This window comes from Novosphingobium oxfordense (genome assembly GCF_044029435.1).
Classification (GTDB): domain Bacteria; phylum Pseudomonadota; class Alphaproteobacteria; order Sphingomonadales; family Sphingomonadaceae; genus Novosphingobium.
The window spans coordinates 2223834-2237941 of the sequence record NZ_CP147008.1 but is presented as its reverse complement, the minus strand read 5'-3'; the positions used below and the strand labels follow the sequence as shown (position 1 = coordinate 2237941).

The following is a 14108-nucleotide window of genomic DNA, read 5'->3' as shown; positions in this document are numbered from 1 at the left end:
CGGCACACCTGATCCTGCAAGGACTGATGATGGAATTTTCACGCCGCCGTTTTCTGGCCACTTCCGCCGTCGCGACTGCCGCGATCGGCGCCGATGCCGTGCAGGCCGCGCGCCCGAAGCTGGGTGAGGGCGGGGCGCCCGCACCCTCCGGCGCCGTCCCCAGCGAACGGCAGTGGAAGTGGCACGGGCATGAGATGTACGCCTTCATCCACTTCGCGATGAACACGTTCACCGACAAGGAATGGGGTTATGGGGACGAGGATCCCAAGTGGTTCAACCCCACCGATTTCGATGCGGACCAGATCGTCGCGGCGGCCAAGATCGCGGGCATGCGCGGTGTCATCCTGACCGCCAAGCACCATGACGGCTTCTGCCTGTGGCAGACCCAGACGACGGAGCATTCGATCCGCAACAGCCCCTACAAGCAGGGCAAGGGCGATATCGTCGCGGAAATGTCCGAAGCCTGCCGCAAGGCGGGCATGCTGTTCGGCCTTTACCTTTCGCCCTGGGATCGCAACCACGCCGAATATGGCCGCCCGGCCTACATCGACTACTATCGCAGCCAGCTCACCGAACTCTGCACGCGCTACGGCAAGCTGTTCGAAGTCTGGTTCGACGGTGCGAACGGTGGTGATGGCTACTACGGCGGCGCGCGAGAGGCGCGCAAGATCGATGCGCCGAAGTATTACAACTGGCCCTCGATCGTGAAGCTGGTCCACGAACTTCAGCCCGATGCCTGCACGTTCGATCCATTGGGCGCCGATGTCCGCTGGGTGGGCAACGAGGACGGCGTGGCGGGCGATCCCTGCTGGCCGACCATGCCAAACCGCCCTTACGAACAGGCGGTGGGCAATTCGGGCCTGCGCGGCGGCGAGATCTGGTGGCCTGCCGAGACGGACGTTTCGATCCGGCCCGGCTGGTTCTATCACGCGGACGAGGATTCCCGGGTCAAGAGCCCGGCGCGCCTCATCCGGCTCTACGACGAATCCGTGGGGCGCGGCACCAATCTCAACCTGAACCTGCCGCCCGACCGTCGCGGCCGGATCGCCGACCAGGACGTGAAGATCCTCAAGTCGTTCGGTGACGCGATCCGCGCCACCTTCGCCCAGGATCTGGCACAGGGCAGCGTGGCCCATGCCACTGCCACGCGCGGAACCCGGTTCGCGGCGGCGAACGTGCTGGACGGACGGCGCGAGACATACTGGTCCACACCGGACGCGGTGCTCACGCCCACGCTGACGCTGGACCTTGCACCGGGCACGCGCTTCGATGTCGTGCGCCTGCGCGAATTCCTGCCGCTGGGCGTGCGGGTGACGCGCTTTGCGCTGGAAGCGGAAATAGATGGCCAGTGGCAGCGCCTTGCCGAAAAGGAATGCATCGGCGCGCAGCGCATCGTGCGGCTGCCGCAGACGATCGCTCCGCGCCGCGTGCGGCTGGTCGTGCTGGAAGGCAGCGCGGCCCCGGCGATTTCGGAATTCTCGCTCTTCGCCGCCGTGGCGCCCGTGGACGTGCCGCCGATCGTTTCGACCGACCCGAGCGTGCTGGACACCACCAAGTGGACGATCGTCTCGGCCACGGCGCCGCGTGCCGAAGTCCTGCTGGACAACGATGCGGGCACGATCTGGAAGCAGCCCGCGCCGCAGCCCGGCAAGCCCGCCAGCGTGTCGGTGGACCTTGGCGCCCGCACCAACCTTGGCGGTTTCACACTCACGCCGTCGCGGCAGGTCATGGCGGATTCGGCGCCGCCGAAGGGCTACCTTGCGGAGACGAGCCTGGACGGCAAGAACTGGACGCGCGCTGCTGCCGGTGAGTTCGGCAACATCGCCTATGCCCTCTCCACCCAGCGCATCGCTTTCGCGAACGCGGTCGAGGCGCGCTACCTGCGGCTTACTTTCGCGGAAACGGCGCTTCCGGCGGGCAAGCTGGCCATCGCCGGGATCGGTGGCTTCATCGCCCGGTGATGAGGCGGTTCCCCGGATTGGCCGTTCTCGGGTGAATGGTCAGTCCGGCGTCTGCGCGGGGGCGGGTGTATCGGGGACTGCGATAGCGTCCTCGATGCAGGCGTCGTAGGCGTAGACCATCATCCCGTATTCGCCGAACCCGTCGGATATCCAGCCGCACAAATGGGTGAAGGACCAATGCCTGGAAGCAATGGCAGGGGCGGCAGCGGGCCTTCCCGATGCGTCCAACGGCGGCTTTTCCGGAACTTTGCGCATTTACGCATCCTCCGCCGATCTGGGCATGAGTAAGGCCATCGCTACGCTTCCTTTCGGTTGTCCTCTTCCCGACGCGGGTGGATCCTACGGCTGGCAATCCCGGGCGGATCGGGCGCCTGCGGTTGCGATCCGGCTCATTTGGCGGCTTCCAGCTCGTCAGACAGCTCTGCCGGGATGGCGGACGCTTTTGCCAGAGGCTCAAGCACGATGTGCCCCAGTGCCGTATTGCTGACCGGCACATGGTAATGCCGATGCAGTATACCGGTATTGTCGCCAAGCGCCCCGCGCATGATCAGCCACATGACCATCTCGATCCCTTCGGATCCAGTTTCACGCAAGTATTCGACATGGGGGATCTGCCGCAGATGCCGGCTTTCTCCGATCAACCCGTCGAGGAAACGGTTATCCCATTCCCGATTGATCAGGCCTGCGCGCGGGCCCTGAAGCTGGTGGCTCATGCCGCCGGTGCCCCAGACCTGCACGTTGAGATCCTCCGGGAAGCTGGCGACCGCCCGTGCGATCGCCTCGCCCAGCGCCCAGCAGCGGTTGCCGGAGGGGGGCGGATAGGTGACGACGTTGACCGCAAGGGGGATCACTTTGCAGGGCCACGCGTCCACTTCGCCGTACATCATCGTCAGCGGCACGGTCAGGCCGTGGTCGACGTCCATCTCATTGATGATGGTCATGTCGAATTCGTCGAGGATCAGGCTCTGCGCGATGTGCCAGGCGAGATCGGGATGGCCTTCGACCACCGGCACCTGTCGCGGCCCGAAGCCTTCGTCGGCAGGCTTGTAGCTCTCGCCGCAGCCGATGGCGAATGTGGGGATCACTTTCATGTCGAAGGCCGATGCATGATCGTTGTAGACCAGTATCACCACATCGGGCTTCGCCTCCTCGCGCATCCAGCGGCGGGTCCAGTCGAAGCCGTCGAAGGCGGGCTTGAAGATCGGTTCGGCAGTGCGCCCGTGATCGTGCACGAAGCCGAGCACGGGGATGTGGCTGCAGCCGATACCGGCAGTGATGCGGGCCATTAGTTGTTCTCCCTGATCGAGCGGACGCCCAGCGGCGAACGCCCGCCTGCCAGCATCATCGCCTGGTAGTCTTCCACGCTCATCCCGGTCATCGTGCTGACCGCCTGGACGAAGCTCAGCCCGTCGGTGGAGAAGACCTTGGCGAGGAAATAGACATTGCCGCCAAGGTCCAGCAGCCGGTTGTAGTCGCGGTCGAGCACGCCCTGTTTCTGCGCCTCGGTCATCGGCCATTCGTCCAGATAGGCGCGCTCGTCCGCCTTGAAGCGCTCACGGTTTTCCGGCTTCATCAGGCTCATCGCGAACTGGTTGAGATGATAGCCGCGCCGCGCGCGGGCGGCGGTGAATACCCGGGTGCCGGGAATGTCGTCGAACTGCGCCAGATAGGCGGTGACGTCGGTGATCGCGGACATGGTGTCTGGTCCTTCGTTCATGCGGTGCGGCGCACGGTTACTTCCACCCCGGCAAGGCCGCGAGTGATGGCGAAAGGCTTGTCGATGCTCACCCGCGCCTCGAGCACGGGCGCCCAGCCCAGACACTGTTCGCCAAGGCGGCGGGCGAAAGTCTCGATCAGCGGGATGTGCACTTCGGCCAGGCTCTCGGCGGCGGCTGCGATGCGGCGGTAGTCCACCGTCTCGCCGATGCCGTCCACCGCACCCGCGTCCAGCGCGAGTTCGACGGTGATGACCAGCGGTTGGCGGCGGCCGACTTCATCGGGATTGATGCCCACATCGGCAAGCAGCGGCAGATCGCGCACGCGCACGGTGGTCAGCACTGTCGATGCGGCGGCGGTGCGCGTGGAAACGCGGTCGAGTGTGGCAATGTCATCCATGGAGACTGTCCCTTGCTGCCTTGACGGTATTGGCGAGCAGGCAGGCGATGGTCATCGGCCCGACCCCGCCCGGCACCGGGGTAACGGCGCGGGCATGCTCCAGTTCGTGGGTGGCGCAGTCGCCGACGATGCGGGTCTGCCCGTCGTGGTCGGTGACGCGGGTAATGCCCACGTCGATCACTACCGCGCCCTCCTTCACCCAGTAGCCGCGCACAAGGTGCGGCGCCCCGGCGGCGGCGACGATCACATCGGCCTTGCGGGCGACGTCTGGCAGGTTGCGCGTCTCTATATGGGTAACGGTGACGGTCGCCTCACGCTCCAGCAGAAGCATGGCCACCGGCTTGCCGACGATGTTGGACTTGCCGATCACTACCACGTCCAGCCCGCGATAATCGTCGATCAGGCTGTCCAGCAGCTTCATGATCCCCAGCGGCGTGCAGGGAACCAGACCGCCGGTGCCGCTGGACAGGCGGCCGACGTTGACCGGATGGAACCCATCCACGTCCTTGCCCGGCGCAACCCGGTCCAGCACCAGCGAGGCATCTATCCCGCGCGGCAGCGGCAGCTGGATGAGCACGCCGTGGACAGCGGGATCGGCGTTGAGCCGGTCGATCAGCGCCAGCAGTTCGTCCTGCCCGGTCTCGGCGGGAAGGCGGTGTTCCAGTGAGCGGATACCGGCACGGGCGCACTGGGCAACCTTGCGGCCGACATAGACCTCGCTCGCCGGATCGCTGCCCACCAGCACCACGGCAAGGGCGGGGGTCACCCCCTGCGTCTTGAGCTGTTCGACCGCCTGCGCCGTCTCGTCCAGCATGGCGCGCGCCATGGCGCGGCCGTCGATGCGCTGGGCCATGGGCCTATCCCCGGAAGACGACCGTGCGCGCGCCATTGGCGAAGACGCGGTCGTCCAGGTGCAGGCGCACCGCCTCTGCCAGCACGCGCCGCTCGATGTCGCGGCCCTTGCGGACCAGTTCCTCGGGCATGTCGGCGTGGGTGACGGTCTCGACGTCCTGATGGATGATCGGGCCCTCGTCGAGGTCGGTCGTGACGTAGTGCGCGGTGGCGCCGATCATCTTCACGCCGCGGTCGAAGGCCTGGTGATAGGGCTTCGCACCCTTGAAGCCGGGCAGGAACGAGTGGTGGATATTGATGCACCGCCCGGAGAGGAACGAGGCGAGATCGTCCGAGAGGATCTGCATGTAGCGCGCGAGCACGATCAGTTCCGCGCCGGTCTCATTCACCACCTGCTTGATGCGGGCTTCCTGCTCGGCCTTGGTGGCCTTGGTGATCGGGAAGTGGTGATAGGGCAGCCCGTTGATCAGCGACGTGTGCAGCAGTTCGCGGGGGTGGTTGGAGACGATCCCCACCACTTCCATGCTCAGTTCGCCGATGCGGTTGCGATAGAGCAGGTCGCCCAGGCAGTGGTCCCACTTCGAAACCAGTAGCAGCACCTTCTTTGGCGCCGCCTTGTCCCGCAAGGTCCACTTCATCCGGGCATCCGTTGCAATCGGCTCGAATTCCGCGCGCAGCGTTTCCAGCGTGCGGCCGGGGCCGGGCTGGAATTCCACCCGCATGAAGAAGCCGCCGGACAGCTGGTCGTGAAATTGCTGGGCGTCGACGATGTTGCAGCCCCGTTCGGCCAGGAACACGGCGACTTGCGCCACCAGTCCCGCCTTGTCGTCACACTGCAGGCGCAGCGTGTAGATTTCGGCCGCGTCATCGGTCGCGGGTTCGCGCAGCATTTCGGAGACGGCTTCGGAGACTTGGGACACGGGTGCAGGCTCCTCTCAGGTTCTTATGTTTTGATGCCCGTCCTGCTCAGTGGCGCCGGGCGTATTCGTTGATCCAGGCGACGGTCTTTTCCATGCCGCCGAAGGGATAGAAGTGCAGGCGGACTTTGCCGTGACCGGGCGTCAGACCGCGCTCCAGGGCATCGACCAGTGCGTCCGGGCCGGCCGAACCGATCAGCCTGGTGATGGAGATGCCGTACTTCGCCAGTACCGAGGTCGAGGCACCGACCCCGCAGCGCGCGGCGAAACGCAGCAGCGTCTTGATCCCGGCGGGACCGGGCACGCCAAGGCGAACGGGCGCATCGATGCCGCGTGCGCGCAACTCGGCAAGCCATTCCAGCACAGGCGCTGCATCGAAGGCGAATTGGGTGACGATCAGCGGTGCCATGCCGCGCGCCTCGATCTCGGCGCATTTGCCGTGCAGCACTTGCCAGCACTGCTCCTGCGTCATGTTGGGATGGCCTTCGGGGTGCCCGCCGATGCCGATGGCGGTGATGCCGTTCCGTTCGAACGCGCCGGTGGCGATAAGGGCCGAACTGTCGATGAAAGGGCCTTCGGGTTCGGACGGATCGCCCGCGATCACGAAGCAGCGCTTCACGCCCGCCTCGCGCGTGACGGCGGCCAGATAGCGTTCGAACTCGTCCGCCGAAGTGATCCGCCGGGCCGAGAAGTGCGGCATCGGCTCAAAGTCCAGTTCGCGCACGATCCGCGCGGCGGCGATCCGGGATTCGAATTCCTCGCCCGGCAGGAAGGTGACCGCGATCGGCGTATCGGGCGCGATCATCGGTGCGGCCTGGCGCAGGGCTTCCACGTCCTTGGCGGTCATCTCCAGCGAATACCCGTCGACCATGTTGAGTGCCGGCCGGGCCCAGTTCGGATGGATGATCGGGGTGGTCATTTGTGTTCTCCCCAGTTCCTCTCGTCGAATTCGCTCTAGCGCGTCTGAATTAGTTCGTATAGATGAAAATTCATGGATGCGAATTCATTAGCCGAATCCGAAAATGCGCCGCTGGTGATCCTGCCGGGTCTGATCTGCGATGGGCGGATGTTCGGTGCGCAGCTTTCGGCCTTTCCCGGCAGCCTTTGCGTGGACGGCTTCTACGACGGCACCGACCGGATCGAGGCGATGGCCGATTATGCCCTCGCGCGGATGCCGCCGCGGTGCGCGCTGCTGGGCCATTCGATGGGGGCACGCGTGGCGTTGGAGGTCTGCCGCAAGGTGCCGCAGCGCGTGACGCGACTCGCGCTGGCGGATACCGGAATCCATCCGCTGCGCTCCGGCGAGCGCGAGAAGCGCCATGCCTTGCGCGATCTCGGGCGGCAGAAGGGTTTCGGTGCGCTCGTCGATGCCTGGCTGCCGCCGATGATCGGCCTGTCGCGCCGGGGAGACCTGGCCTTCTACGCGGAGATGCGGGCGATGTGTCTGGCAGCCGGCCAGGCGGTGTTCGAAGCGCAGATCGAGGCGCTGCTCGGCCGTCCGGACGTCTCCGACCTACTGGCCAGGCTGACCTGCCCCGTCTCGCTGATCGTCGGAGAGGACGATGCATGGTCGCCGGTCGCCCAGCATCGCGAGATTGCCGCCGCGCTCGGCGGGGCGCCGCTCACCGTAGTGGCCGAGGCCGGGCACATGGCCCCGGCGGAACGGCCTGACGCCTTCAACCGGGCGCTGCGCGAATGGCTGGCGTTGCAGCCTGCCTGAGGATTTCAAGACAAAGCATAACCACCTGAAAGGCACGATGGGATGACCGAAAAATCGCTCCAGCAACTGATCGACGAAAAGGGAGACATCGTCGATTTCCTGCGCAACCAGCAGACCGGGCCTAACGTCTATCCGGGCGTTCCGGCGGAATATTCGAACTGGCGCGACGAGCAGCGCGCATGGGCCGAGACGGCGATCCTGTTCAACCAGAGCTTCCACATGGTCGACCTGCTGGTCACTGGCCCGCAGGCTTTCGAGATGCTGTCCTATCTCGCCCCGAACAGCTTCAAGGGCTTTGTGCCGAACCGCGCCAAGCAGTTCGCGCCGGTCACTCCGGAAGGCTACGTGATCGGTGACGTGATCCTGTTCTATCTGGCCGAGGACACCTTCGAACTGGTCGGCCGCGCGCCGACGATCGAATGGGTGGAATTCCACGCCGCCTCGGGCAAGTGGGACGTGAAGGCCGAGCGCGATGACCGCACCGCCGCTCGCCCGCTGGACCAGCAGGGCTATCGCCGCAACTACCGTTTCCAGCTTCAGGGTCCCAACGCCATGAAAGTGCTGGAACGCGCGATGGGCATCACCCCGCCGGACCTCAAGTTCTTCCACATGGCGCCGATCACGATCGCCGGCGCCGAAGTGCGCGCCCTGCGCCACGGCATGGCCGGCCAGCCCGGCTACGAACTGTTCGGCCCGTGGAAGGACTATGACACCGTCCGCAACGCGCTGCTCGAAGCGGGCAAGGACTTCGGCCTGCTGCCTTCCGGCGGGCGCACCTATAGCTCCAACACGCTGGAATCGGGCTGGATTCCCTCGCCGCTGCCCGCCATCTACACCGGCGAATCGCTGCGCGAATATCGCGAGTGGCTTTCGGCGAAATCCTACGAGGGCATGACCTCGATCGGCGGCAGCTTCGTGTCCGACAATATCGAGGACTACTACCTCAACCCGTGGGAGCTGGGTTACGGCATCATGGTCAAGTTCGACCATGACTTCATCGGCCGCGAGGCGCTGGAGAAGATGAAGGACACGCCCAAGCGCCGCAAGGTGACGCTGGCGCTCAACAACGAGGATGTGATGCGCGTCCAAAGCTCGATGCTCACCAAGGGCGATCGCGCCAAGTACATGGATTATCCCAGCGCCGTCTACGCCATGCATCCCTACGACGCGGTGCTGGTGGACGGCCGGCAGGTGGGCCTCTCCACCTGGATCGGCTATACCCAGAACGAAGGCCGTTTTCTGTCGCTGGCGATGGTGGACGAAGCCGTCGCCCATCCGGGCACCGAAGTCGTCCTGCTCTGGGGCGAGCCCAGCGGCGGGACGCGCAAGCCGACGGTGGAGCGCCACGTCCAGGCCGAAATCCGCGCGACGGTTGCCTCCGTGCCCTATTCGGAAGTGGCGCGCGACTCCTATGCAGAGGGCTGGCGCAGCAAGGCTTTTGCCTGAAATTACCCGATCTGCGGGGAAGTGCAGGGTCGCCGGGAAACCGGCGGCCCTTCTGCGTTAGCGCGAGAAGCCGCTCACTATGGCTTCCAACAGGGCGCAAGTGGCCGCTTCGACCCGGGCGTCGTAACGCACGGTGGGGATCGCGACCGAGAGCGAGCCCACGGGCTCGCCATCCAGCATCAGGATCTTGCCGATGCCGCAGATGCCGGGGGTATATTCCTCGCGCGTGATGGCGATGCCGGACTTGCGCGCTTCATCCAGTTCGCGGCGAAGCGCGCCTTCGTCGATGACGGTGCTTTCGGTAAAGCGCTCACGCGGGGCTTCTTCGAAGTAGCGGTCCAGCGCGGCCGGACCCAGCGCGGCCAGCATCGCCTTGCCCGAAGCAAGGCAGTGCATCGGCGTGCGGGTGCCTACGCCGATCGAATAGCGCAATGTGTGCTCGGCAGTTTCGGTGATGATCGCCTCGATCTCCCAGTCCCGCTGCACGAAATAGGACGAGGTCTCGTTGGAGCGCACCCGCAGCGCGCGGACCAGCGGGCGCACCCGTTCGATCAGCGGCAGGCGCTGCGGCGCGGCGCGCAGGCGTTCCAGCCCGGCGCCCGGCTGATAGAGACGGCCGGAGCGCGCGAGGTAATCGCGTTCGACCAGCGTGGCGAGCAAGTAGGACAGGCTGCTGACGGGAATGGCCAAGGCCTGCGCGATGTCCTGCGCAACGACGCCTTCGGCATGCGCGACCACGTATTCGATGATGTCGAGCGTGCGCATGGCCGACTTTACCGTCGATGCACTGCCGCTTCCCGTCATTGTTGCCGCCATGTAGCCCTCAGAATATCAGCAATCCGCGCCGCTCCGCGAACCGCCACCCTTCCTCCGTTCGCACGAACCTGTCGAGGGACGAGCCGACTTTCGGCGGACCCTCGCCGGTGAAGAGCAGCATTGCGCTCTCGCCCAGAGCCGTGTCGCCGTCAACCACCGTGATTTCGACGTTGGAGCAGACATGGCGCGTGGTGCGGGCCGGGCGGGACCGGAAGGCAGCCAGGATCGCCGCGCGCCCCGCAATCCAGTCGTCGGGCGCGGTGGGGCGGGCCATGCGGCCGTCGGGGGCATAGAGGGCGGCCACGGCCTCCCAGTCGGCGGCGTCGTTGCGGTTGGCGTAGCGGGCGATCAGCCGCGCGCAGTCGTGCTCGATGGCGCGGACTTCCTCAGGCGAAAGAGTATGGCTGGCAGGCGCGGCAATCACAGGCGGGCATCCGCGATATCCGCGCCTTCGCGCAATGCGCGCAGTTTCTTCCAGGCCACCCCCGGATCGATCTTGCCATAGCCCGCGAAGGTGCCGAAGCCGCAGTCCGTGTTGGCGATCACCCGGTCCTTGCCCAGGAACGCGGCGAAGCGCTCGATCCGTTGGGCGATCAACTCCGGATGCTCGACATAGTTGGAGCAAGTGTCGATCAGGCCGGGGGCGAGGATCTTGGTATCGGGCAGGCGGGCATCGCGCCAGATCGTCCATTCGTGCTCGTGCCGCGGGTTGGCCGCCTCGAACAACACGGTGGCGGGGCGGGCAGAAATGACCGTGTCGATCACTTTGTCGAGTGCGATGTCATGATCGTGCGGCCCCTCGTAATTGCCCCAGCAGACATGCATGCGCATCCGTTCGGGCGCGATGTTCGCGGTGGCGGCGTTGAGCGCTTCGACATTGGCGGCGGCGGTGCGCAGGAAAGTCTCTTCGTCCTGGTCTTGATAGCCGGTGTGGCGCGACATCGCGAGGTCCGGGCAATCGAGCTGAAGATCGAACCCGGCGGCGACGATCGCCTCGTACTCCGGGCGCATGGCATCGACGAGGTCGGCCAGATAGGCTTCGTGGCTGGGGTAGTGGCGGTTGACCTGAAACGCCGTGATCAGCCCGGGCGAGGCGGCGTTGAGGAAGCCGCGCACGCCCGCACCATGCCGGTCCAACGCATGGCGGAAACGGCGAATATCCTCATGAAGCGGATCCAGCGTGCGCAGCCTGACCGGGGCGATGCAGGAGGCGCGGGTGAATTCCTGGCTGCCCATCATCGCCGAAAGCTTGCGGGCAAGGTCGGGATGCTCGGCAAGGTCGGCGGCGGGCCTGCGCTCGATATGGCCGCCGAACCCTTCGAGGCGTTCGATCATGTACGTGGAATAGCCGACTTTGCCCAATTCGCCGTCGCTGACGATGGAAACGCCGCTGGCGACCTGCCGGCGCACTGCTTCGTCCACGGCGGCCTGCACCAGCCGGTCGAATTCGGCCACGTCATAGGGTTCGCCCTTGTCGCGGGCGAGCAGCAGCGGGGTGAGTTCGTTACCACGCGGCAGGCTTCCGACGTGGGTTGTCTCGATGGTCATCCGGCATATCCTCCCATTTTCCTGAGCCTGCCATGATTTCATGGATGTGTATAGATTCGCATTTGTGAAATTCCAATTCGTGCTAGGCATTGCCTTGCGGGGCGCGAAATGAAGGAGATGGAAGCGATCATGACGACGACAGCGCGAGCCGCGATTTGCCGTGGCAGTACCCAGCCGTTCACGATCGAGGATGTGGAACTCGACGCACTGCGGGATGACGAACTGCGCATTCGGATCGTCGCCTGCGGGATCTGCCATACCGACATGGCTGTACGCGACGCACAGCTTCCGGTGCCGCTGCCGGTGGTGCTTGGTCACGAGGGCGCGGGTATTGTCGAGGCGATGGGCAGTGCGGTGACAGTCGCCCGGCCGGGGGACCGCGTGATCATGAGCTTCAACAGCTGCGGCCATTGCCCAAGCTGCGCCATCGATGCGCCGACCTATTGCTACGAATTCTTCCCCTACAATTGGGCCGGCGCCCGCCCGGATGGCAGTGCCACGGTGTTCCTGAGGGGAGAGCGGATGAACGCGCACTTCTTCGGGCAGTCCGCCTTTGCCACCCACGCCATCGCGCATCAGCGCAACGTGGTGAAAGTGCCGGATGCCATGGACGGCGTTGGGCTGGATGTACTTGCGCCGCTGGGGTGCGGATTGATGACCGGCGCGGGTGCGGTGCTGCGTGCGATGAAAGTGCGGGCCGGTCTGCCCATCGCGGTCTGGGGCGCGGGCACGGTTGGCATGGCCGCGATCATGGCGGCGAAGATCGCCGGAGCCTATCCGATCATCGCCGTCGATCTCCACGACCAGCGGTTGGAACTGGCCCGCGAACTGGGTGCCACCCATGTCATCAACGGCCGGGAAGACGTGGCCGCGCGCATTCGCGAAGTTTGCCCGAACGGGCTGGGCTATGCGTTCGACACGACCGGCGTGAACGCGCTGATCCAGCAGGCGTTCTCGCTGCTGGCGCCGAAGGGCGTGGTGGGTCTGGTCGGCGCTTCCGATCCGGCAGACATGGTAACGTTCAACGAGGCCGAACTGATGGGCGGCGGCCGCACCGTCATGGGCATCCTTGGCGGCGACAGCGACCTTGTCGGTTTCCTGCCCGAACTGATGGAATACCACCGTGAGGGTCGTTTTCCGTTCGACCGACTGATCGGCCACTTCGATTTCGAGCAGATCAACGAGGCGATCGAGGCCAGCGAGAGCGGCCGCGTGATCAAGCCGGTCCTGCGGATCTCGCCGGAATAGCCGGAAAGGAAAAGGGCGCCCCAGCGGGGGGCGCCCTTCCTTCAGCGTGGCAGCAAGATCAGGCCTGCTCGATTTCCAGCGCCACGGCGTTGACGATGTGCGCCTGCGTATATTCCATCAGCCCCGCAAGGCCATGTTCGGCACCAAGGCCTGACTGCTTGGCGCCGCGGAATGGAATGGTGGGATCGATGGCGAGGTGCTGGTTGACCCAGACCGTTCCGGCATCGATCCGCCGGGCCACATCCATGGCGCGAAGCTGGTCCACGCCCCAGACCGTGCCGCCAAGGCCATAGGGGGAATCGTTGGCGCGGGCGATCACGTCCTCGATATCGTCGTACTTCAGCACCGGCAGCACCGGGCCGAACTGTTCCTCGCGCACCAGCGGGGCATCGTCGTCAAGGTCCGCGATCACCGTGGGCGGGATGAAGAAGCCCTTGCGGTCCGGCACGTTGCCGCCGGCGACCACGCGCCCGCGCTGCTTGGCATCCTCGATCAGTCCGCGCACCTTTTCGAACTGCATGCGGTTCTGGATCGGCCCGATGGTCGAGCCCTGCTTGGCCCCATCGTCGAGCACGGCCTCATCGGCGAGCTTGGCGATCTCATCGCAGAATTCCTCGTACATCGCGGTGGGCACATAGGCGCGCTTGATGGCGACGCAGATCTGCCCGGCATTGGCCATGGCACCGGCGTAGACCTTCTGCGCGGCGATCCGGGCGGGAACGTCGTCCAGCACGATGGCGGCATCGTTTCCGCCCAGTTCCAGCGTCACCCGTTTCACGTTCTCGGCGGCTGAGGCCATGACCTTCTTGCCGGTCGCGGTGGAGCCGGTGAAGGCCACCTTGGCGATGTCTGGGTGGGCAGTGATCAGCGGGCCGAGTTCATTCTGGTCGCAGACCACGTTGAACACCCCGGCGGGCAGGATATCGGCGGCCAATTCTGCCAGCAGGAGTGTGGTGAGCGGCGTCGTCGGTGCGGGCTTGGAGACCATGGTGTTGCCCATGACGAGGCAGGGGCCAAGCTTGTTCGCCAGCAGGATCACCGGGAAGTTCCACGGCGTGATCGATGCGCAGACGCCCAGCGGGGTGCGGTGCTCGATAACGGTGCCGCCGTTTTCACTGCGCAAGGTCTGTTCCGGCAGGCGCATCGCGGCGAAGGCGCGCAAGGTATAGATGCTGCCGCCGATCTCGTACGTGGCCTGGTCCAGCGGCTTGCCCTGTTCCGCCGTAAGCAGGCGGGCGAAATCTTCGATACGCGCTTCCATCGCATCGGCCAGGCGGCCGATATATCCGGCCCGCTCGTCCACCGGCAGGGCGGACCAGGCGGGAAGGGCGGCCTTGGCTGCCGCAACGGCGCGGTTCAGGATCGCCTCGTCCGCGCGCGGGCACTGGGCGAACGCCTCTTCCGTGGCCGGGTTGACGACATCGAATGTGGAAACGCCGTCGATCAGTTCCCCGTTGACCAGCAGCTTGAAATCGGTTTTCACGA

Annotated in this window: 15 protein-coding genes; 4 read left to right on the top strand and 11 right to left on the bottom strand. The window is 65.5% G+C overall.

Features of this window, described 5'->3' with window-relative positions:
• Positions 1 to 26 precede the first annotated feature (26 nt).
• A complete protein-coding gene (locus WBP07_RS32300; protein WP_395397343.1) occupies positions 27 to 1961 on the top strand; it encodes an alpha-L-fucosidase in 1935 nt (644 codons plus the stop codon).
• Positions 1962 to 2000: 39 nt separating this feature from the next.
• Here WBP07_RS32300 and WBP07_RS32295 read toward each other — a convergent pair whose 3' ends face one another.
• From WBP07_RS32295 to WBP07_RS32265, 7 genes are all read right to left on the bottom strand, one after another.
• Positions 2001 to 2216, bottom strand: a complete 216-nt coding sequence (locus WBP07_RS32295; RefSeq protein WP_395397342.1) for a hypothetical protein — start codon at positions 2214 to 2216, stop codon at positions 2001 to 2003.
• Positions 2217 to 2350: 134 nt separating this feature from the next.
• Positions 2351 to 3247: a class III extradiol dioxygenase subunit beta gene (locus tag WBP07_RS32290; protein ID WP_395397341.1), complete on the bottom strand. Its 897-nt coding sequence runs from the start codon at positions 3245 to 3247 to the stop codon at positions 2351 to 2353.
• On the bottom strand, positions 3247 to 3678 hold the full coding sequence (gene ligA / locus WBP07_RS32285) for a protocatechuate 4,5-dioxygenase subunit alpha (RefSeq protein WP_395397340.1): 432 nt from the start codon (positions 3676 to 3678) through the stop codon (positions 3247 to 3249). The genes WBP07_RS32290 and ligA overlap by 1 nt, the downstream gene beginning before the upstream one ends.
• The gene (locus tag WBP07_RS32280) at positions 3675 to 4076 is read right to left on the bottom strand and encodes a dihydroneopterin aldolase (RefSeq protein WP_395397339.1); all 402 of its coding nucleotides are present in this window, start codon (positions 4074 to 4076) and stop codon (positions 3675 to 3677) included. Before WBP07_RS32280 ends, ligA begins: the two co-directional genes overlap by 4 nt.
• Positions 4069 to 4965, bottom strand: a complete 897-nt coding sequence (locus WBP07_RS32275) for a bifunctional 5,10-methylenetetrahydrofolate dehydrogenase/5,10-methenyltetrahydrofolate cyclohydrolase (protein WP_395397338.1) — start codon at positions 4963 to 4965, stop codon at positions 4069 to 4071. Before WBP07_RS32275 ends, WBP07_RS32280 begins: the two co-directional genes overlap by 8 nt.
• Positions 4934 to 5818, bottom strand: a complete 885-nt coding sequence (gene purU, locus WBP07_RS32270; protein ID WP_395398293.1) for a formyltetrahydrofolate deformylase — start codon at positions 5816 to 5818, stop codon at positions 4934 to 4936. Before purU ends, WBP07_RS32275 begins: the two co-directional genes overlap by 32 nt.
• A 76-nt stretch (positions 5819 to 5894) precedes the next feature.
• Positions 5895 to 6764, bottom strand: a complete 870-nt coding sequence (locus tag WBP07_RS32265; protein ID WP_395397337.1) for a methylenetetrahydrofolate reductase — start codon at positions 6762 to 6764, stop codon at positions 5895 to 5897.
• A gap of 72 nt (positions 6765 to 6836) precedes the next feature.
• Here WBP07_RS32265 and WBP07_RS32260 point away from each other — a divergent pair, with 72 nt between their 5' ends.
• Complete coding sequence (locus WBP07_RS32260) at positions 6837 to 7565, top strand: alpha/beta fold hydrolase (RefSeq protein ID WP_395397336.1); 729 nt, start codon at positions 6837 to 6839, stop codon at positions 7563 to 7565.
• A 42-nt stretch (positions 7566 to 7607) separates the two neighbouring features.
• Positions 7608 to 9011, top strand: a complete 1404-nt coding sequence (gene desA, locus WBP07_RS32255; protein ID WP_395397335.1) for a syringate O-demethylase — start codon at positions 7608 to 7610, stop codon at positions 9009 to 9011.
• A gap of 57 nt (positions 9012 to 9068) precedes the next feature.
• Here the strand turns inward: desA and WBP07_RS32250 are convergent, their stop codons facing one another.
• From WBP07_RS32250 to WBP07_RS32240, 3 genes are read right to left on the bottom strand one after another with little or no spacing between them, the layout of a single operon-like run.
• The gene (locus WBP07_RS32250; RefSeq protein WP_395397334.1) at positions 9069 to 9815 is read right to left on the bottom strand and encodes an IclR family transcriptional regulator; all 747 of its coding nucleotides are present in this window, start codon (positions 9813 to 9815) and stop codon (positions 9069 to 9071) included.
• A 19-nt stretch (positions 9816 to 9834) separates the two neighbouring features.
• Positions 9835 to 10251, bottom strand: coding sequence for a nuclear transport factor 2 family protein (locus tag WBP07_RS32245; protein WP_395397333.1), 417 nt, complete (start codon positions 10249 to 10251; stop codon positions 9835 to 9837).
• On the bottom strand, positions 10248 to 11375 hold the full coding sequence (locus tag WBP07_RS32240; RefSeq protein ID WP_395397332.1) for a cobalamin-independent methionine synthase II family protein: 1128 nt from the start codon (positions 11373 to 11375) through the stop codon (positions 10248 to 10250). The genes WBP07_RS32245 and WBP07_RS32240 overlap by 4 nt, the downstream gene beginning before the upstream one ends.
• 108 nt (positions 11376 to 11483) lie before the next feature.
• Here WBP07_RS32240 and WBP07_RS32235 point away from each other — a divergent pair, with 108 nt between their 5' ends.
• Positions 11484 to 12623, top strand: coding sequence for an NAD(P)-dependent alcohol dehydrogenase (locus WBP07_RS32235; RefSeq protein ID WP_395397331.1), 1140 nt, complete (start codon positions 11484 to 11486; stop codon positions 12621 to 12623).
• A gap of 58 nt (positions 12624 to 12681) precedes the next feature.
• Here WBP07_RS32235 and WBP07_RS32230 read toward each other — a convergent pair whose 3' ends face one another.
• Positions 12682 to 14106: an aldehyde dehydrogenase family protein gene (locus tag WBP07_RS32230; protein ID WP_395397330.1), complete on the bottom strand. Its 1425-nt coding sequence runs from the start codon at positions 14104 to 14106 to the stop codon at positions 12682 to 12684.
• Positions 14107 to 14108: the final 2 nt, after the last annotated feature.